The sequence below is a fragment of the Collinsella aerofaciens genome (assembly GCF_040926185.1).
Lineage (GTDB): Bacteria > Actinomycetota > Coriobacteriia > Coriobacteriales > Coriobacteriaceae > Collinsella > Collinsella aerofaciens_BC.
On record NZ_JBCOIQ010000013.1, the window covers coordinates 1 to 19,356 of the forward strand.

The following is a 19,356-nucleotide window of genomic DNA, read 5'->3' on the forward strand; positions in this document are numbered from 1 at the left end:
GGGCCGCGGGGGCGTTCAGCTAACTGCGGGAATGGCCTATTTGCTCAATGTGTTCGGCTGAGATCGGAAATCAACCTGCTTATGTCCTTGCAACCCAATGCGTCTTTACGTTTTAAACGGAATTAGAAAATCACTCATAGCAAAAACGGGCTTTAATCCCAAAGAGATGACTTTGATTATGAATCAAACCAGCAGCCAGGGCATAGCTGCAGTGCAATTGCTACAAGAAAGGCCGCCCTTGGTGGCGGCCTTTCTACTTGCTACTAGTCGCGCGTCAGCTTGCGGTGAATACGATGCGGCTGGGCTGCGTCCTCGCCCAGGCGCTCGATACGGTTGGCCTGATAGGCCTCGAAGTTGCCCTCGAACCAATACCAGTTGCCCGGATTCTCGTCGGTGCCCTCCCACGCCAGAATGTGCGTGGCGACGCGGTCCAGGAACATACGGTCGTGGCTAATGACCACCGAGCAGCCCGGGAACTCGAGCAGCGCCGCTTCGAGCGAGGACAGCGTCTCGACGTCGAGGTCGTTCGTGGGCTCGTCGAGGAGCAGCAGGTTGCCGCCCTGCTTGAGCGTGAGTGCCAAGTTCAGACGGTTGCGCTCGCCACCGGATAGTACGCCAGCGCGCTTCTGCTGGTCCTGGCCCTTAAAGCCAAAGCTCGCCACATAAGCGCGGCTCGGAACCTCAGTCTCGCCGACCATCATGTGGTCCAGGCCATCCGAGACGACCTCCCACAGGTTCTTATCGGGGTCGATGCCGGAACGGTTCTGGTCGACGTAAGAAATCTTGACGGTCTCGCCCACCTCGAGCTCGCCCGAAGTCAGCGGCTCCAGACCCACAATCGTCTTGAACAGCGTGGTCTTACCGACGCCGTTGGGGCCGATGACGCCCACGATGCCGTTGCGCGGCAGGGTGAACGAAAGGTCGTCGATAAGCACGCGGCCATCGAACTCTTTGTGCAGGTGATGGGCCTCGAGCACCTTGTTGCCCAAACGCGGGCCCACAGGAATGCGAATGTCGGTCCAGTCGAGCTTCTGGCTTGCGCGGGCCTCGGCCTCCATCTCCTCGTAGCGAGCCAGACGGGCCTTGTTCTTGGCCTGGCGAGCCTTGGGCGAGCTGCGTACCCACTCGAGTTCGGCCTCCATGCGCTTGGCGAGCTTGGCATCGCGGTTGCCCTGCGCCTCGATACGGGCAGCCTTGGTCTCCAGATACGTGGAGTAGTTGCCCTTGTAGGGATAAAGGTGGCCGCGGTCGACCTCGCAGATCCACTCGGCAACGTTATCCAGGAAGTAGCGATCGTGCGTGACGGCAAGCACCGCGCCCTGGTAGTTGTGCAGGAAGTGCTCGAGCCACAGAATCGACTCGGCGTCCAGGTGGTTCGTGGGCTCGTCGAGCAGCAGCAGGTCGGGAGCCTCGAGCAGCAGCTTGCACAGGGCCACACGGCGGCGCTCGCCGCCGGAAAGCACGTTGACCGGCATGTCGGAATCGGGCAGCTGCAGGGCGTCCATGGCCTGGCCGAGCTTGGAATCGATATCCCAGCCGTCGGCGGCGTCGATCTCGTCCTGGAGCTTTCCCATCTCGGCCATGAGGGCGTCCATGTCACAGTCCGGGTCGCACATCTCCTCGCCGATCTTGTTGAAGCGATCGACCTTGGCGATCATGTCGCCAAATGCCATGCGCACGTTCTCGATGACGGTCTTGTCGTCGTCGAGCGGCGGCTCCTGCTGCAGGATACCCACGGTGTAGCCGGGGGTGAGCCTGGCATCACCGTTGGAGACCTCCTCGATGCCGGCCATGATCTTGAGCAGGGTCGACTTGCCCATACCGTTGGGGCCCACGACGCCGATCTTGGCACCGGGGTAGAAGCTCAGGGTCACGTCGTCAAGGATTACCTTGTCGCCATGGGCCTTGCGAGCCTGATACATCTGGTAGATAAACTCCGCCATTTGCCTGTTTTATCCTTTCTACCTGCTGTTTCCCTATTCTTGTTTCGCTTTAGTGGAAACGAAATGAGGAAATCAGCTCTGAAACGTAACGAAAAAGGGGCATGGTTGCCCACGCCCCCCTAATACTACCTGGGAAAAGTCCCCCGGAACACACCATGAACTGCGTACGCTAGTTTTCCGCAACCTTAGCGAACGGCTCGCTGCGATTTGCGCCACAGCAGATACGAGTAGACGTAGACGGCTCCGACCGAACCAAACGCCAGAACCGCAATCACCGCGGCGACGACTTCACTCGAAAGCACGCTACCCACAACGCCCATCACTATCAAGCCGACACCCAGCACCATAAAGCAGGCACCGCCAAAGCGCTGCGTACGGCGCCAGTTCTCGGGATCGGCAAGCGCCCAAGGTGTCTTGATACCGAGCGTATAGTTCTGCTTCACACGCGGCAAGTAGTTGCCTACGCCGATGAACAGCAAACCGACAACACCGGAAATAAGCACGTTGACCGAACCGACCGCCGGCACCACGCCCCAGACCGTAAGCTCTCCCAGCCAGCTTATGGCGCACATGAACAAGGTGAAGGCGATTACGAAGCCCTGGTAGAACTTGCCCGAGGTTCGATATGCCTCACCTTTGGGGTCGATGCGCGGCACCACGCAGAACATTGCGAGAAGCGCCAGAGGCAGCGCGCCGAGCGCGGAGGCCATCCAGCTAGGACCCCAACCGTCGACGGCGCCGTTCGCGCCCCAGTGCGTGGGAATCTGCGCAGGCAAGCTCGGCATCACCATGAGGTGCGCTACGACATTGGCGGCGCACAGAGCGACCAGCGCAATCCACACGCGCGACGATACCCCCGTGGGGTGAATGCCCTTGTTTTCGTTATTCATCCTTATCACCTTCAGTGTTTGTAAAGCCCATAAACCAGCCAATTAAATCCTGCATGACGGTGGTGTTTAAGCTGTATACGATGTTTTGGCCATGGCGCTCGTCGGTCACCAACCCGGCATTTTTGAGCGTCGCCAAGTGATGGCTTAGCGACGGCTTACTGATATCGAAATGCTCGGCAAGCTCCCCCGCCGTGCAATTGCCCTCGCGCAGCAACTCCAAAATGCGCCGTCGCGTTGGATCGGCAAGCGCCTTAAAACCCTCTCCCGGCATAAGACCTCCTCTCATCATCTCTCATGACGCGCACACTATACTCGATATTTAGATGTTTGTCTAACTATCTAATCGCAATGCTTCAAACCACATCAAAGCAAACGCCATCGCAACCTATAGGCGATTACCTATAATGGCGATAGATAAAACACGACCTGCTTCCCCATCGGAGGATATTTATGACCGAAACCGCTGCCGCAGCCGCCATCGAGACACGCGACACCAAGCTCGAGATTATCATGGGCCGCGAGGCACTCGATAAGCTCGCCGATGCTACGGTGCTAGTGCTCGGCTGCGGAGGCGTGGGCTCCAACTGCTGCGAGGCACTCGCCCGCGGCGGCATCGGTCATTTCGTCATTCTGGATAAGGACATCATCGCGCCCAGCAATATCAATCGCCAGGCTATCGCCTTTCACAGCACCATCGGCAAGCGCAAGGTCGATGTTATGGAAGCCATGATCCACGACATTAATCCCGCCGCCACCGTTATCAAACGCACCGAATACCTGCTGAGCGACAACATCGACGAGTTCTTCGCGAGCGTTTTGGAGCAGACGGACGGCAAGCTCGACTACGTCGTCGACGCCATCGACACCATCTCGGCCAAGCTCACCATTGCCAAATATGCTCAGGACCACGACATTCGTTTGGTTAGCTCCATGGGCGGGGCCAACAAGCTCCATCCCGAGTGCCTCCGCTTTGCCGACATCTTCGATACGGTACGTGACCCCATGAGCCGCATCATGCGCAAAGAATGTAAGAAGCGCGGCATCAAGAGCCTGCATGTACTGTTTAGCTGCGAGGAATCGGTTAAGACACAGCCCCGCGACCCTTCCAATATCCACGAGCGCACCGAGTTGGGCACCGCCAGTTTTATGCCGCCCATCATGGGTCAGATGATCGCCGGCGAGGTTATCCGCCAGATCAGCGGGCGCGGCACCGAGCGCGTACGCGCCGACGGCCAACGCCTGGACTAGCAGGATGTCCTGCGATGGAACCGCAATTCTTTGACACGCATTGTCATCTTGATTTGATGCTCGGCCCCGATGCTGCAGCCAGTGAGTCGGCGGCGTCGGGTCTGGGGCTCTTTGACTGCGGGGTCGACCCACGCGACTTTTCGGCCGCAAACGAGCGCGCCCGTCGCCTACCAGGCGTCATCGCTGGCGTTGGGCTCCACCCCTGGTGGCTCGCCGACGGCCGCTGCGGTCCTGCCGAAGTCGATCTGCTTTGCGAAGTTGCTGCCCAAGAGCGCTACATCGGCGAGGTGGGACTCGACTTTTCCGCACGCTTTGCCGGAAGTGAGCCGCTACAAATACAGGCATTTGACCGGCTCTGCGATACACTCGTGCAGCATCCTCTTACCGGGCGCGTGATATCAATTCACGCCGTTCGTTCGGCAGGAGCCGTACTGGACGTCCTCGAATCGCATGGACTACTCATCCCAAACCCCGACTCCCCCGTTATCATCTTCCACTGGTTTAGCGGCACTTCGGACGAACTCGTCCGCGCGCGTGATGCGGACTGTTATTTTTCCGTCAACGAACGCATGCTCGCGTCTAAACGAGGACGCGAATACGCACGACAGATTCCACTCGATCGTTTACTGCTCGAGACCGATGCACCGGCGGAGGCAAACACAGAAACAAGCGCGCAGTCGCTCATCAAATCGCTCACAAGGACCTCGATGCGCATTGCCTCGCTCAAAAACTGCGATGCAAAGCGCATTGAGTCGGCAGTTTTAGCAAATGCGCGCTCTGTATTTGACCTTCGCTAACCCCTGTAGGCAAAAATGCCAAGGAACATGCGAATCGCACAACGCAGTCCCTATTGGAAGGCAGTACAGTTCGACAGCATTACACCAATTCGTGCATGAGATCACGGTTACGTGCATACAATTCGTCAAAGATATGGCGGCGCGACGCATATAACTCGTGGGCAGCCATATCGGGCACGATTGTTTGCGCAACGCCAAGGACTTGGGCGAGCTCATCCCATGATGCATAGGCACCACCTGCGAGAGCTGCCATGATGGCATCACCGAAGCATGCGCCCACCGTAACCTTGGCAACCGAGACCTCGCGCCCGCATACGTCGGCGATGGCCTGCATCCAAACTGGATTTTTGGTTCCACCTCCGACAAGCATAATGCGCCCAATTGGCAGTCTATGCTCTCGCTCGATAATGTCGACATGGGATGCAACGGTATACGCGACGCCTTCCAAGGCGGCGCGAACCATATGGGCTCGCGTATGCCTTCCGGTCAGGCCAAAGAAGACGCCGCGCGCCTCGGGATCGTTGAGCGGAGTACGCTCCCCCGCAAAGTACGGCAGACACAGGAGCCCATCGGCACCCGGCGCCACATCGGCGGCATCATGCGCCATAACCGAATATGCATCGGGGCCACCGTGGCCCTCGGCCTCCACGGCGTCGCGATACAGCTCTTGGCGCAGCCACGATGTGAGCGCACCCGCTGTATTGGTCCCCGCGCAGATCCCGTAAGTTCCGGGAATGATAAACGTCCCTGGCCACAGGCGGGCATCATCGACCATATGATCAGCTAGGTAGATGAAATACGCCGTGCTCCCCAACTGAACCATCATATCGCCGGGACGGAATACACCCGTCGAAATGGCCTCGGCACCAGAGTCGCCCGTTCCCACTAAGACAGGTGTCCCCGCCGCGAGCCCCGTCGCCTCAGCCGCACGCTGCGTAATCACCCCGGCAATATCGGTAGCCGACATTACCTCCGCCATCTGGTCAGGCCGGCAGAAACGAGCACATTCCCGAGCATCAACCTTCCAAGTGTAGCGGTCGTATAGGGGAAGAAAATCCTCCGCCAAATAACGGTCCACCGTAAAACGCCCCGTCAACTTCGCGCACAGAAACGATGACGCCGTCAGGAACTTCGCGGCACGTTCGTGCACCTCGGGCATATTCTCCTTAAACCACAAGATCTTGGGAGCAATATCTGACGAACAGGGATCATGCCCGAAAAGCTCGCGTGCGCGATCTGACCCATATTCGGAAAGAAGCTCGTCGATCTGCGGCTTCGAACGTGCATCGACTCCATACAAAATCGCGGGCGCCAGCGCGTTGCACTCGGTGTCGACCGGTACGCAGTCGCAACCCAATGCGGAAAGGCCCACGCATCCGATCTGTGCCGCGTTAACCCCCGATCGCACCACCAGCTCGCGCGACAAGCGGCAAAAATCGCCCCACCAAACTGCCTCCGCATCATGCTGGTACCATCCATCACGCGGGTTCTCCGTCTCGTGTCCACAAGAGGCCTGGCAAACGATGTTGCATCGATCATCGATTAAAACGCCTTTAGAGGCGCTTGTCCCAATATCAATACCCAGATAGAGCGCCATAGGTGCCTACTCCCCTCGCGCCGTACGAGCGGCAGCCATAAAACGAGCTACCCGCTCAACATCAACCGGGGCATCCAGCTTTCCGTCGCGCTTTAAGCAGGTGCCGACAAACGCGCCATCGTAGTGAGCAAATACGTCAGCCACGGTATTTTCGCGACAACCGGTGCCACATACCACGGGTACTTCGCCAACACGCTCGCGGACTTCATCGGCAAGCTCGCCCGAAGCGCCACGACCGGCAGCCGAACCGCCGATGACCATCGCATCCGGAAGGCAATTAAAGAGAAGTGAATCGGCAATGTCCGCAGTCGTGCGGTCGTTGAGATAAACCTCCCCCTCGCTCGTGATGAAGTGAAAAAGCTTGAGGTCGTCCAAACGCAGCGCCGCCTTGCGACGCATGGTGTGAGCGAAATCTCGGTTAATCAGCCCGAGATCACCGGCCCAGGCACCGCAAAAATTGCAGCGCGTGAACTGCGCGTCGACGGCAGCGCACAGCTCGATTGTGGCATCACCATCGTAAATAGCCTCAGCTCCCCAAGGAGTCGACAGATCATGGGACAGAGCCCCGATTACATAGCCCATCGATGCAAGGGTTGAGGGAGAAACGTGCTGCTCATAGGGCATCGAGAGCTCATTGGTAATCAAAATGCCATCGACACCGCCCTGCTGCAACGCCTCGAGATCGCGCTTGGCGGCTTCCACGACCTGCGACACGCTTCCGCCCGGGTAATACAGTGGATCGCCCGGCAGAGGACGCAGGTGCAGCATTCCGATAACCGGCTTTTCGGTCTTGAACATCGAGGTTAGAAACGACATAACATGCTCCTTCATAGGGTTATTGCAGGAACGTTATTCCCCCAGCACCTCGACGTACACTTTTCGCTTCTGAGGACCGTCAAACTCCGCAAGATAGATGTTCTGGGCACCTCCGCACACGATGTGGCCATCTTGGACGGGAAAGAAGCAACTGTTTCCACAAATCATGCTCTTGATATGCCCACAGGAGTTGTTGCCGGTGGCTCCATAGCTCGGCAGGAAGTGTGCATGCGCATAGGGGGCGTCGAGTGGGGCGATGCGATCAAGCGTCTCCATAAGATCCGTCTCCACGCAGGACAGCCCCTCGTTTACCACGATTCCACAGGTCGTATGCGACAAAATAATCGCTGCCAAGCCATTGGTCACCGAGCTGCGTTCGATGGCAGCGTGCACGTCTTCGGTAATATCGATGAACTGGTCCGGAGCAGTCGATAGATAGCTCAATGTCTCGAGCGTCACCATGTTTACTCATCCCCTTCAAGAAAACGCAGGGCATTACCCCAGTAGAGCCTTTCTCGCGCATCGTCGCGCATGGGCACGGTATCGAGCGCCCGCTTGAGTTTGAATGCACGGAAGCGCGGCGTATTGCTGGCGAACATCACTTGATGCGATAGCGCGCGCTCATACCACAGCGGCCCCATATCGACCGTGAAAAGACGCTGCATCATCTCCTCGGGCGAATCGATGTAAGTGATAGAGGTGTCCGTGTAGCAGTTGGGATACTTGAGCAGCATCGCCACGGTCTCGCGCACCCAGGGCCAGCCAAAGTGGGTCAAACTAAAGCGCACATTTGGATGCGTTGCGATTGTGTGCTCAAATGCAAGCGGGTTACTGCGCGAGAGCTCTGCGCCAGGCTCCCAAGACATACCGGCATGGAAAACCACCGGCTTGTTATAGCGCTCGCACAGCTCGTAAAGCGGCTCGGCCACAGCATCATCGGGGGCAAAACCCTGCTTTGCCGGATGCAGACAAAGCCCCTTTGCCCCCAACTCGGTAAAGGCGCGCTCCAATTCGTCTGCGGCACCGCTCACCTGCGGATCTACGCTCGCAAATCCCCACAGACGATCGGGGTGCGCGGCAACCAGCATGGCAATCTGGTCATTGGTGCCAAAATGCCCTCCGCATGCCGTGGTTACATCGAGCGGCATGAGCACACTCTTCTGCACGTCGCAGACGTCCATCTCGACTTGAAGCTCATCCCAATCCATGGGGCCCATATGCCCCATACCATATTCTCGTGACCAAAAACCGAATCCATCAGGCTCATCACCCGGCGTACAGATCTCGCCGTAGAGCATAGGATGGACCAACATGTCGATAACCATTTCGTACTCCTTTCCAGGCATTTAACCCTAGTACGGCTCAAACGAACCAATCACTCGGGACGACAGCTCAGCGCCCGCCTTCATACACGCCGGAATATCAAGGCCATCGATCACGCCCTTGGTAAACCCGGCAATATACGAGTCGCCGGCACCCACGGTATTAACGACCTTCTCCGCCGGTACGATCCCGCACTCATAGAAGCGCTCACCGTCATAGGCAATGCTTCCCTTCTCGCCAAGTGTGGCAACCGCAACGCGCGGTCCCAATTCCTGCACGTGGCGTACCCAGTCTCGCAGCTCCGGAGTGTCCTCTTCAAACGACATGAACGCATAGTCTACGTAAGGAAAATGAGCCTCGCATGCATATTCGGGATCCTGGCTGAACACCGAGAAGTCCATAACCACCGTCTTGCCCGCATCATGCCATTCGGGCAGGAGGTCCAAACAATTGCCAAACAGGTCGGTGTGAATGATGTCGTGCTCTAGGATAAACGCCCGGTCGTCTTCATTCGGACGATATGTCTCCATTACGCCATCGATTGCCTCGAGATGCACGCGATCGACGCCGTCTTTCAATGCCATGAGCATCACCGAGGTGTCGCCATCCTCCACCCGCAGATGAGAGATATCAAACCCCTCAGCGGCCAGCGCCTCTCTCATCTTGTCTCCGTACTCGTCCTTGCCGACAACCGACACGGCGGATACCGAAACGCCCATTCGTGCAAGATGGATACCCCAGTCAATGCCGTTACCAGTCGGATAGAACACGCCGATGTTTTGATAGACGTCCGCGCAGCAAAAACCAGCCGCACACGCTTTAATACCCATGGTCTTCTCCAATGCTCAAAAGGGGACCCACCACATGGCGAGCCCCCTTTTCGCGTTTCGCTTATTGTTTTGCATCGGCTGTCCAAGGCCTCATAGCCAGACCGCCGTACGCTTTCTTAAGCTATTCGACGATTGGCGCCCCGTGGCCCCAAGAACCTTCCATACCGCACACGGTCGAGGCAAACCCGGCAGCAAAGTCGAGCGCGCGCTCGATGGCCTCGGCGCCATCCTCACCACGCTTGGCGGAATCGAGATAGCACATCAAAAACGAGGTGAGGAACGAGTCGCCCGCCCCCATGGTGTCCTTCATGTCCGTTACCGGTTTAGCCAGCTGGCGGTAATAACGCTCGCCGTCGTAAGCAATGCAGCCCTCGGCGCCCGCCGTAGCCGACACAAAACGCGGACCCAGGCCCTTCACCCATGCCAGACGCTCGCGAATCTCGTCCTCACTCGCGGCATCCGCCGCACTAAAGAAAGCAAAATCGACGTAGGGCGCAATCTGCTCGTAGTACTCGTCGGTGGAGTCGTCCGAAAAGTCAAAAGAGACCGTGACGCCCGCAGCCTTCAGCTTGGGCAGCTCGCGCTCGGTAAAGCAATAGTTGCCCGAATGAACCACATCGAACTGCTTCATGTACGAAAGGTCAAAGCGATCGAGGACATAGCGCGCATCGCCACGGATACCGCCCTCGTTGGAGCCGAGGAAGACACGGTCACCGTCAACGACGGTCACGCGAGCCGCTCCGTTCTCGCCAATCATCTGCTCGCACTTGTCAAGCTCGATACCCTCATCCTCGAGGCTTGCAATGACATGCTCGGCAGCGGCGTCATTGCCAAAAATGCCCATGTATGCAGAGCGTGCGGCACCGCATTTCTTGGCATAAACGGCGAAGTTCACCGCATTGCCGCCGGGATACATGGTGTGGATATGCTCGTAGCGATCGACGACGTTGTCGCCAAATCCGAGCGCGTTAACGTTAAATGCCATGGCCTTTGTCCCCTCTAGTACTCGACAACACCCATATAGCGACGGAAATCGGGATCGTGATCAAACACCTTGCCGCGTGCAGCACGCAGCTCGCAGTTCATGGCGTAGAACAGCACCGGGTCCAGATAGGCACGGACGCTCGCCGGCACGGCTTCCATACCGTACTCCTTGGCATCGAGCACCATCAGCGTATCGGTATGCGTCTTAAGGAACGCCAGGGCGCGCTCGTCCATAGCACGGCACTCGCTGGAGCCCATCTGCAGGAAGTAAAAAACGCCATCCTGAGTAGCCTCGAAGGGGCCGTGGAAGTACTCGGCAGAGTGGATGTAGCTGCAGTGCTGCCACTGCATCTCCATAAGAGAGCAGATAGCGAAACCGTAGGTCTGGCTAAAGTTGGGACCGCTGCCCAGAATGTAGAAGAACTCGTGCTCCTGGCAAAGCTTGGCAAAACGATCGCCCAGCTCGGCATTTACCTTCTCGCGTGCCGGGGGAAGAATCTTATCCATCTCGGCGATACCGGCATACATATCGGCAAGATCGGCGTAGCCCTCCTGCTGATCGAGCAGCTCTGCCGCAAGCGACAGCGAAATACCAACGGGGACCTCGGCCTGCGGCACACCCTCGCCCCACGGGTAGACCCACGTGGTCCACTTGCCGGAGTCGATCTTGGATCCAGCGTTGTCGGTCTGGGCGATCACCGTAGCGCCGGCGGCAAGGGCAATCTCGCAGCCCTCGACGACCTCCGGGGTGTTGCCACTGTGGCTACAAGCGATGACCAGAGATTTCTCGCCCAGACGACGCGGACGCATAATGTCAAATTCACGCGCGGTATAGATATACGAAGTGAAGGTGGTTGCCTCGCGCTGCAGAAGCTCATGAGCCGGGATCAAATCGATCATGGAGCCACCGCAAGCAATCCAGTAGACGCTGTCGAACTTGCCCTTCTCGGCAATTGCCTCTTTGATCAGATCGTGTGCGTTCATATCCAGTTCCTTTCTTGTTTGGCCCGCAATCAATGACGTTGGTTGCGTGGCCGATGGTTGTTTTAGTCAATCAGATATTTCTCGAATGCGGCCATGTTCTTGGCATCTGCCGCTGCCGGGTCATCGTAGTAACGACCATCCGTGATTTCCTGGCCCAGCATGCCGTCGAAACCATGGGCGTTGAGTGTGGCGACGAAGGCGTCCATATCGTGCTTGCCATCGCCCCACACCAGATGGCCATACGGGTCGCCGTCGATAAAGTGCATCTCGTGAATTGCCCCATCACCAAAGGCGGCAAACCAGTCCTCGAGCGTCTCGCCTGCAACGCCCATCGCGGTTGTATCAACCATGGGCTGTAAGTACGGGCTCGCGACCTCGTCAATCATGCGCTTCGCATCGGAAACCGTCGTCACAAGGTTGCTCTCCTCGGGACGCAGGCTTTCCATCGTAAGCACCAGACCGTGCTCGCCGGCATACTCCGCCAGAATGGACAAGTGCTCGCGGCTGCGCTTCCAGGCTTCCTCGCGGTCCTCGTCCCAGTCGCCCCAGCCCGAGTTGATGGACATACGGTCGCACCCAAGTACCTCGGCAAGTTCAATGCCGTGTTTAAAGTACGCCAGGCTGCGCTGTTCATGCAGCGGCTTGCGTGCGCAGTACTGCCAAGGATAGACAATATTCTCGGGGCACAGAGTACGATACCTAAGCCCACGGTCTGCAGCCTTTTTCGCCAGGACCTCAGCCTCAAAGTAGCCCGTATGGTCGAGCGTCACATGCGGCTCTGCACACCACAGCTCAATGGACTCAAAGCCCAAGCGCTGCTGCACATCAAGGAAGTAATCGAGCGACCACATGATGTAGTGGATATTCATGCCCGCAATCTGCTCGCGACGCAGCGTCGGTTTGGATTCAGACATCTTATGCCTCCTTATTTCGATCGAACACGATTTGTCCGTCCGACATCGTCATATCAACCGCAAGATCGCGTGCGTCGCGATAATCGAGGTCGAACACATCCCGATCGAGCACGCAGATATCGGCAAGCTTGCCAACCTCAAGCGTACCCAGCTCGTCTTCGCGAATCAGATCGTACGCGCCCCCGGCAGTCCAAGCGCGCAAGAGCTCGACAAGCGTCAGCGTGTTGACCTCATTCACGGGCAGTCCGTCGGCGAAGAATCCGCCGCACGCGCTGTAGATTGACTCGCCCAGGCTCGGAATCAGCAGTGGCAAATCCGTTCCACAGCACACTGTGCATCCGGAATCTTCCATGCCGCGGCGATTCCAACTGTGCAAAAGTCGCGTCTCGCCAATTTGTCGACGCATCATCGACAGGCAATCCTCGCGCCGGTCCAGCGTCAGAATCTGCGGATAGACCTCGCAAATTCCACCTAACTTGCCAAACTCGACAAGATCGGTCGGGTCAGAGTTCTCGAGATCGGTAATCGCATGGCGGCGAAGCATCCGTCCATGCTCGTCTCGAGGCAGCGAGGCATAGAGCGCCACGGTGCGGCGAACGGCGCCATCGCCCTGGCAATGCAAGGAATATCGGAAGCCCTCAGCATCAATTGCACGCAGCTCGTTCTCAATCAGATCCCACTCTGGCTCCTCGACGACCGTCTTGCCGGCAGCGCCCGCATCGGCCGTGCCCTCATAGGGGTCAATCATCTCGGCAAGCCCCGCCCATACGCCGCGATCGGTCATACGGTTGAAGCCAGAAAAACGAACGAACGGTCCCCGGAAGCGCTCTCGCGCCTCGCGGGCATATGCCAGATTTGCACCGGCGCCCACCGGCTGCGACATCATAGAGACGCGAACCGTCAGCTCACCAGATTCCTCACGGCGAGCCATTTCGTCGGCAAAGCCGTAGTAGTCATCAAACGCCATTTCCTTGATGGCGGTAACGCCGCGCTCGTTAAGCATGCTCATGTAGTCCGAATACCCGGCACGCACCTCGGGCAGCGCAAGGAAATCGCTCATCATGCGCCAGATCTTCTCGGCATAGCACGCTTGGGGTGTAAAGCCATATCGCGCACTGGCGGCAGCATTGAGAACGCAGGTCTCCGCGCCCGGCGTAAAGCAGACGACAGGGATATCGCCAAAACACTCGTCAAACACAGCTGCTGTATTTGCGTTCTCGGCATCCGATGCCAACGCTTCGGGTAGGTTGTGGCCAAAAGCCGCCGCGCAATCCGGATGACCTTCTTTCCATGCACGCAAGAGCGACACGGCCTCTTTGGCATCAGCGATGCCGGACAGATCAGACCCCAACGTCCGCAGCGCCCAACCTGTATAGAAGGTATGCACATCGATCAGGCCAGGCATGACAGTGCGGTCGCCCAGGTCAACTACCTCGTCCGCCTGGGTCAAATACGAAGCTACCTCACACTTGGTGCCAACAGCCTCAATCCGATTGCCGCGTACCGCGACAAAACCTTCAAACTGCTGGTCTTCCGTACCGGTGAAGACGCTCTTGGACGTCAGCACCGTCAAACGATCGGACATCGCGACCTCCTTACGCCGGAAGCATGCCGGAGATGGCGGTAATGACCAAGCCAAACACGACCATGAAGATGAAGAACTTCCAGATGGTCTTCCACCATTGGCCAAACGAGATCTTTGCCACGGCAAGGCCCGCCACCGTCATACCTGCCACGGGGCTAATGGTGTTAATGGTCTGGTTGGCAAACTGCAGCGCCGTTACGGCGGCTTCGGGGTTGAGGCCCATAAGCTCGGTCAAAGGACCCATGACAGGCATGGTAAGCGCGGCCAGGCCGGAGCTCGAAGGAACCAGGAAGGACAGGAGGCCAAGGACAACGTACATGAACGTGGTGTACACGGCGGCAGGGGCTCCAGCAAGCAGAGTGGCAAGTGCCTGAAGGATGGTGTCGATAATCATGCCGCCCTCGGCGATGACCAGAATGCCGCGAGCGATACCGATAACGACGGCTGCGTAGGCAAAGTCGGCAAGACCCTTAACGAACTCATCGGCGATGGTCTGCTGGTCAAGACCGCCCAGGATACCGGCGAGCAGCCCCATGCCAAGGAACACGGCAGAGATCTCGTTCATATACCAGCCCTGCGTAACAAGACCCCACACGATAAGCGCCATACCACCGGCAAAATCAATCAGCACGAGCTTCTGGCGAGTGGTGAACTCTTCCTCGATGGAAGCATCGGTCACGGAGAACTCAATGCGCTTGAGTTTGTCGTCCTCGAACGTAACGGACGACTTGGGGTTCTTCTTGACGCGCATGGCATAACGCATGGCCCATGCGATGCCGGCGGCGGTGAAAATAACCCATGCAACGGCACGCAACCACAGCTGCGGGTTGCCCTCGATGCCAATGATGCCCTGCGCGATCAAAACGTTGAACGGGTCAATCGTCGAGGCGCAGTAGCCCAAGTTGGGACCGAGGAAGCAGATGATAAATGCCGTCATGGAGTCATATCCGATGCCCATCATGATGGGGATGAAGATGGCATAGAACGGCAGGGCTTCCTCAGACATGCCAAACGTGGTGCCGCAAATGGACAACAGCGTCATGGTAATAGGAATGATGAGGATGTCTTTGTTTTTGAGCTTTTTAATCACGCGGCTCATACCGGCGTTAAGCGCGTTGGTCTTGGTGATGATCGCGAACGAGCCGCCGATCAGCAAGACGAACGCAACGACGTCGGCGGCCTCTTGAATACCCTTAGTAGGCGCCTGCAGGACCGCAAAGATATCTTGGCCCAGGTTAACGGTCTCGCCGGTCTCGGAATCGGTATAGTTCTTATCGACCTGTTCATAGGTTCCGGCAACGGCGACTTCGCGCTCGCCTGCCGCAGTCGAGATCGTCTTGCGCTGGTATTGGCCAGAAGGAACGACCCAGGTTAAAACTGCAAAAACCACGATCAGCAAGAACATGATCGTATAGACGTGCGGTAATTTGAATTTGAAACGTCTGTTTGTCTTCTTCGCCTTCGTATCTGACATAGATACCTCCAAAGAACCCGAGACCTTATCGTGTCTCGCTTTAACGTTCGCGCAATGCAAACGTCCTATGACGTTCTATAGATTATCAGCGTGTTTTTAGCACTTCAAGGATATTTCGGACAGATTACGAGGACTCGGGTGAACGGTCGTTCAACGGCGGCGAACGGCAAAAACGCCCGGCAGGCAATTTAGCCTGCCGGGCGTTCTCTTGATCAACGTCCTAAATATCAAAAACGTAGCGCGATCCTACAATCCGCTGTCGGCCGATGATAAACGGCCGCTGCTGCTCGTCATAGAAATATGCCTCCATATAAAACAGAGGCTCTCCCGTGGGAACGGACAGCAGCCGGGCGACTTCGGGTGACGCACACGCGATCTCAAGCGTGCACGGCTCGGTGCGAGCAGGCCCGCGACCCGTCTGTTCGCGCACGACCTCGAAAATTGATTGATCGGTAAGGTCCGCCTTCGCCAAAAAGGCGTTGTCTTCATAAACGTACGTGTTGTTCTCGAGCATCACGGGGATGCCATCGGCGGTGCGCACGCGTTCGATGCAGATCAGCTCCGACCCAGCGGGAACGCCAAAAAACTGCGCTTCGGTAGCATCGGCCGGCAACACTTTTCTTGAGACAATACGCGCCCCGGGCTCCATCTCGTTGACGCGGCAGGCGTCCGAAAAACTCTGAACGTCGTCCTTCTGGCGGATTTTACGCTTGAGCTTGGGGGCGTTTACAAACGTGCCCCTCCCCTGCTGCTTGGTTAGGTAGCCCTGCTGCACGAGCTCCTCAATGGCCCGCCGAACGGTAACGCGACCAACTTTGTAGCTTTCGGCCAATTCGAATTCATTCGGTATCCGAGCGCCCGCCTTATAGGTACCAGAATTGATGTCATTTTTGATGATATCGATAACCTGTTGATATAGCGGGATTGCCGCTTTTCCGTCGGTCAACCCTTCAGTCGATGGCATTTGCCCTCCCCTAGCAAATATGGAATCAATAATCGGTGCGGATTACGCATCGCCAGTCCTACGCAAGCTCCAGCAGCTCCGGCAGCTGGTTGATGATCTTGTCAGCGGCATCCTGGCTAAAGCCGAAGCGCTCCTCGCGCTTGGCGATCACCGTCAGACCCGCTCGCTTGCCGGCAGTGATGCCAGGGACGGAGTCCTCGACGCAGCAGCAACGGTCCGCAGGCAATCCCAACAGATCCAGCGCATGCAGGTAAATATCGGGTTCGGGCTTGCTCTCCTTAAACTGCTCGCCGCTCACCACGTACTCAAAGGCATCCGACAGGCCGCACGCATCGAGCACTTCCTCGATGCTGTCCATGGGAGACGAACTGGCCAGCGCCACGCGAACGCCGCGACGCGGGAGCTCGCGAATCGTCTCCACGGCGCCCGGATTGATCAAGGTCTGATAATCGCGCGGGCGTTTATGCGCCCACTCATCCCAGCGGGCCAGCGCCTCCTCGCCGGTAAAGTGTCCCTTTCCGGCGCGCTCAAACCAATCGACCAGCATATGCAAGAAGAACTGGTGCGAGGTACCAACCTGCCCGTTCAACTCCTCTTGGGTCAGGTTCAGCCCAAGCTCTTTGGCAAACGCAGCGGTCTCCCCCAGGTAATAATACTCGGTATCGACGATGACACCGTCCATGTCAAAGATAACGGCGTCGAACGGAAATGCGGACACGGCACCCTCCCTAACAAAAAGGCGCCCGCAAGCGGACGCCCGAACCATGCACTATCGGCGATTCTAACCCAGCAGCCTATCGAGTGCCACCGCGATGCCGTCTTCGTTGTTATCGGCGGTCACCATCTGGGCCACGGCCTTGACCTCATCGACGGCGTTGCCCATGGCGACACCGGTGCCGGCCCACTCGATCATGGACTTATCGTTCTGACCGTCGCCAAACGAAACGACCTCACTGGCATCGATACCCAGCTTGGGCAGAGCGCCCTGCAGCGCGCGGGCCTTATCGATACCGGGCGCCGTAAACTCAAAGTACCAATCGGCCGTGAACATGCCCGAAAGCGTCTCGGTAAAGGGCGCGTACATCTCCTCGTGATGCGCCTGCAGATAGGCCGGATCGCCCGCGGTGAGCAGTTTGTCTACGGGGTAAGCATCCGCGACTTCATGAAGGCTCTCGACCTCGCGAATCTTAAGATCGCACGCGTCGCGCTCATACTTGACGATGTTCTTCTGCGAACCGTCCGGCAACGTGATCATGCAACGATACGAGTCCACGACATGCAGGTCGCGACCGAGCGAGATCATGGGAATCACGTCAAAGTTGCGCAGGTGGTCGAGCAGACGGTGCAGCTCGTCGACCGGCATAGCCTGGTCAAACAGCACCTCGTCGGTCTGAGCATCGACCACGTGCGCACCATTAAAAGCCACCAGCAGGCCATCGTGGTTCTGAAGATCGAGCTCCTGCGCCAGAGCATGAAGCCCCCATGCGGGACGGCCCGAAGCCAAGATGAGCTTGATGCCCGACTCCTGCGCCGCGAGCAGCTTCTCGCGCGTGCGCGGGCTGATCACCTTCTGGTCGTTGGTGAGCGTACCGTCGATATCCATTGCAATGGCCTTGATTGCCATATATGCCTCCCTGCGTTGAGTTTGTCGCGCACCATCATATCCGAGCCGAGCATCCCCCGAAGAACATTTTTGAAAAAGATACTTGCCAAATCGCTGGAGCCTGATTAAGTTAAAAATGACCGTAACGTTGGTCACCATTTGGTCGAGCATATTCAGTTTCAGTTTTCAGCATGTAAGAGAAGGAAGATCGGCAAAGTACAACCCCAAACGCAATGACAACTTAATGAGGTAACTGCCACATGTGAGGCACCCAGGACATTGCTGTCTCGATTTTGAGCACGATGCCTTCCGCCTTGCATGGGCCGTTCCATCCCGCCCCTGCAGCAACTGCCTCACGGGCTCATTGAAAACCGCATAGCACCCCAACGTCAGCACATCACCCACGGCAAGCACATCACTCACGACAACCAACACATCAACAAACAGCACGAACATCAACCGATTGGAGAAGCTATGACAAACCACCACGCTGAAGACGGCGATAAGAAAAGCATTCTGGATGCCCGCATTGAGCGAGCATATGCAAACGAATATGACGCCGCCTTTGCCGCCGCGACCATCAAGAACTACGCGTCGCTACCGCTCGCGACGATCTTGGCCGACCACCCTCAACTGCTGAAGCGCTGCACAAAGATCATGGGCGACCCCGACATTCGCAAGCTGACAGACCCCTATGCCCCAAAACGCGACAACGATTCGTACGTTCTTACCGTAGGCTGCCTAGCCCATATGCTTACGGCGCTTGACACGAAACTCAAGCTCGAATGGGAACCCGACGAGCGTCATGAACTCGAAAGCAAGCGGAACACCCTGCGCACCGCACTGTTCCTTCCGTTGGACGGCCTCAAGCGCTGCAACGTCGAGCTCAATACACAGGCGCGGCAAAAGCCCGGGACCACGGGGCAGAAAACTCCAAGACCCCATGCGGCCATCGTCGACCGCAACCGATATAACCGCATGACCGCGCACTTTTCCGCCGAGGGAGCAGCCATAAGGACGCTGATCGACCTGCTGTGCCTCCTGAGCATCAACGAGCTATTTGAGGGCTATCTCGCCCTTGTTCCCGCGACGGCACCCAAGTCGGCAGCAAAGATCATCGAGACCTGCAGACGCCAGTTTGAGCGCCATCGCAATGGCAGCGAGATGAACGCCAGCATCGCGCAGTACTACGCGGCTCATTACAAAAATGACGGATGTGCCCCTGTCGAGCATCAGCTGCGGCTCGCCTACACCACGCCCGTCGCAACGCTCCATCGCTTTGGAGCCCTTGGCGCTTGCGAGCCGCACGAACAGGCAGCCTGCCCCACAGCCGAGCTCGATCTCAGGCTCGGACGAACCCTGTAGCCCGCCAGCCCCTCCGCGGGCAACAATCCTATTCCACAA

The 19,356-nt window shown here is 57.6% G+C and carries 19 protein-coding genes; 3 read left to right on the top strand and 16 right to left on the bottom strand.

What is annotated here, in order from left to right; all coding sequences use genetic code 11:
• Positions 1-263: 263 nt before the first annotated feature.
• The 3 genes from ettA to AB5750_RS06480 form a co-directional block, all read right to left on the bottom strand.
• Positions 264-1,943, bottom strand: a complete 1,680-nt coding sequence (gene ettA, locus AB5750_RS06470) for an energy-dependent translational throttle protein EttA (RefSeq protein ID WP_055251458.1) — start codon at positions 1,941-1,943, stop codon at positions 264-266.
• 185 nt (positions 1,944-2,128) lie between these two features.
• Positions 2,129-2,833 (bottom strand): SdpI family protein, encoded by a 705-nt coding sequence (locus AB5750_RS06475; protein WP_368145495.1) that lies wholly within the window; start codon positions 2,831-2,833, stop codon positions 2,129-2,131.
• Complete coding sequence (locus tag AB5750_RS06480) at positions 2,826-3,104, bottom strand: autorepressor SdpR family transcription factor (RefSeq protein WP_022094448.1); 279 nt, start codon at positions 3,102-3,104, stop codon at positions 2,826-2,828. The genes AB5750_RS06475 and AB5750_RS06480 overlap by 8 nt, the downstream gene beginning before the upstream one ends.
• A 179-nt stretch (positions 3,105-3,283) precedes the next feature.
• Between AB5750_RS06480 and AB5750_RS06485 the strand changes: the two genes are divergently transcribed.
• Together AB5750_RS06485 and AB5750_RS06490 are read left to right on the top strand one after the other, a co-directional pair.
• A complete protein-coding gene (locus AB5750_RS06485) occupies positions 3,284-4,081 on the top strand; it encodes a tRNA threonylcarbamoyladenosine dehydratase (RefSeq protein ID WP_368145496.1) in 798 nt (265 codons plus the stop codon).
• Between the two features lie 14 nt (positions 4,082-4,095).
• Complete coding sequence (locus AB5750_RS06490) at positions 4,096-4,878, top strand: TatD family hydrolase (protein WP_368145497.1); 783 nt, start codon at positions 4,096-4,098, stop codon at positions 4,876-4,878.
• Positions 4,879-4,957: 79 nt separating this feature from the next.
• On the opposite strand, the gene AB5750_RS06495 is transcribed toward AB5750_RS06490, so the two are convergent.
• The 13 genes from AB5750_RS06495 to AB5750_RS06555 form a co-directional block, all read right to left on the bottom strand.
• Positions 4,958-6,475 carry an FGGY-family carbohydrate kinase gene (locus AB5750_RS06495; RefSeq protein WP_368145498.1) on the bottom strand — a complete coding sequence of 506 codons (1,518 nt, stop codon included), beginning with the start codon at positions 6,473-6,475 and terminating at the stop codon, positions 4,958-4,960.
• A 6-nt stretch (positions 6,476-6,481) separates the two neighbouring features.
• On the bottom strand, positions 6,482-7,291 hold the full coding sequence (locus AB5750_RS06500; protein ID WP_117786628.1) for a BtpA/SgcQ family protein: 810 nt from the start codon (positions 7,289-7,291) through the stop codon (positions 6,482-6,484).
• 33 nt (positions 7,292-7,324) lie between these two features.
• The gene (locus AB5750_RS06505; RefSeq protein WP_368145499.1) at positions 7,325-7,753 is read right to left on the bottom strand and encodes a secondary thiamine-phosphate synthase enzyme YjbQ; all 429 of its coding nucleotides are present in this window, start codon (positions 7,751-7,753) and stop codon (positions 7,325-7,327) included.
• Between the two features lie 2 nt (positions 7,754-7,755).
• Entirely contained in the window at positions 7,756-8,616 is an 861-nt protein-coding gene (locus AB5750_RS06510; RefSeq protein WP_229055555.1) for an amidohydrolase family protein, read from the bottom strand.
• Positions 8,617-8,643: 27 nt separating this feature from the next.
• Positions 8,644-9,444, bottom strand: a complete 801-nt coding sequence (frlD, locus tag AB5750_RS06515) for a fructoselysine 6-kinase (protein WP_195239143.1) — start codon at positions 9,442-9,444, stop codon at positions 8,644-8,646.
• Between the two features lie 121 nt (positions 9,445-9,565).
• Entirely contained in the window at positions 9,566-10,429 is an 864-nt protein-coding gene (locus tag AB5750_RS06520) for a PfkB family carbohydrate kinase (RefSeq protein ID WP_035138847.1), read from the bottom strand.
• Positions 10,430-10,443: 14 nt separating this feature from the next.
• A complete protein-coding gene (locus tag AB5750_RS06525) occupies positions 10,444-11,412 on the bottom strand; it encodes an SIS domain-containing protein (protein ID WP_368145500.1) in 969 nt (322 codons plus the stop codon).
• Positions 11,413-11,474: 62 nt separating this feature from the next.
• Complete coding sequence (locus tag AB5750_RS06530; RefSeq protein ID WP_368145501.1) at positions 11,475-12,326, bottom strand: sugar phosphate isomerase/epimerase family protein; 852 nt, start codon at positions 12,324-12,326, stop codon at positions 11,475-11,477.
• A gap of 1 nt (position 12,327) precedes the next feature.
• Positions 12,328-13,911, bottom strand: coding sequence for an amidohydrolase (locus AB5750_RS06535; protein ID WP_368145502.1), 1,584 nt, complete (start codon positions 13,909-13,911; stop codon positions 12,328-12,330).
• A gap of 10 nt (positions 13,912-13,921) precedes the next feature.
• Complete coding sequence (locus AB5750_RS06540; RefSeq protein WP_316369889.1) at positions 13,922-15,385, bottom strand: YfcC family protein; 1,464 nt, start codon at positions 15,383-15,385, stop codon at positions 13,922-13,924.
• 220 nt (positions 15,386-15,605) lie between these two features.
• Positions 15,606-16,349 carry a GntR family transcriptional regulator gene (locus AB5750_RS06545; protein ID WP_195622410.1) on the bottom strand — a complete coding sequence of 248 codons (744 nt, stop codon included), beginning with the start codon at positions 16,347-16,349 and terminating at the stop codon, positions 15,606-15,608.
• 58 nt (positions 16,350-16,407) lie between these two features.
• Positions 16,408-17,067, bottom strand: a complete 660-nt coding sequence (locus tag AB5750_RS06550) for an HAD family hydrolase (protein ID WP_368145503.1) — start codon at positions 17,065-17,067, stop codon at positions 16,408-16,410.
• 63 nt (positions 17,068-17,130) lie between these two features.
• Positions 17,131-17,973 carry a Cof-type HAD-IIB family hydrolase gene (locus AB5750_RS06555; RefSeq protein ID WP_368145504.1) on the bottom strand — a complete coding sequence of 281 codons (843 nt, stop codon included), beginning with the start codon at positions 17,971-17,973 and terminating at the stop codon, positions 17,131-17,133.
• 453 nt (positions 17,974-18,426) lie between these two features.
• Here AB5750_RS06555 and AB5750_RS06560 point away from each other — a divergent pair, with 453 nt between their 5' ends.
• Complete coding sequence (locus AB5750_RS06560; protein ID WP_368145505.1) at positions 18,427-19,317, top strand: hypothetical protein; 891 nt, start codon at positions 18,427-18,429, stop codon at positions 19,315-19,317.
• Positions 19,318-19,356: the final 39 nt, after the last annotated feature.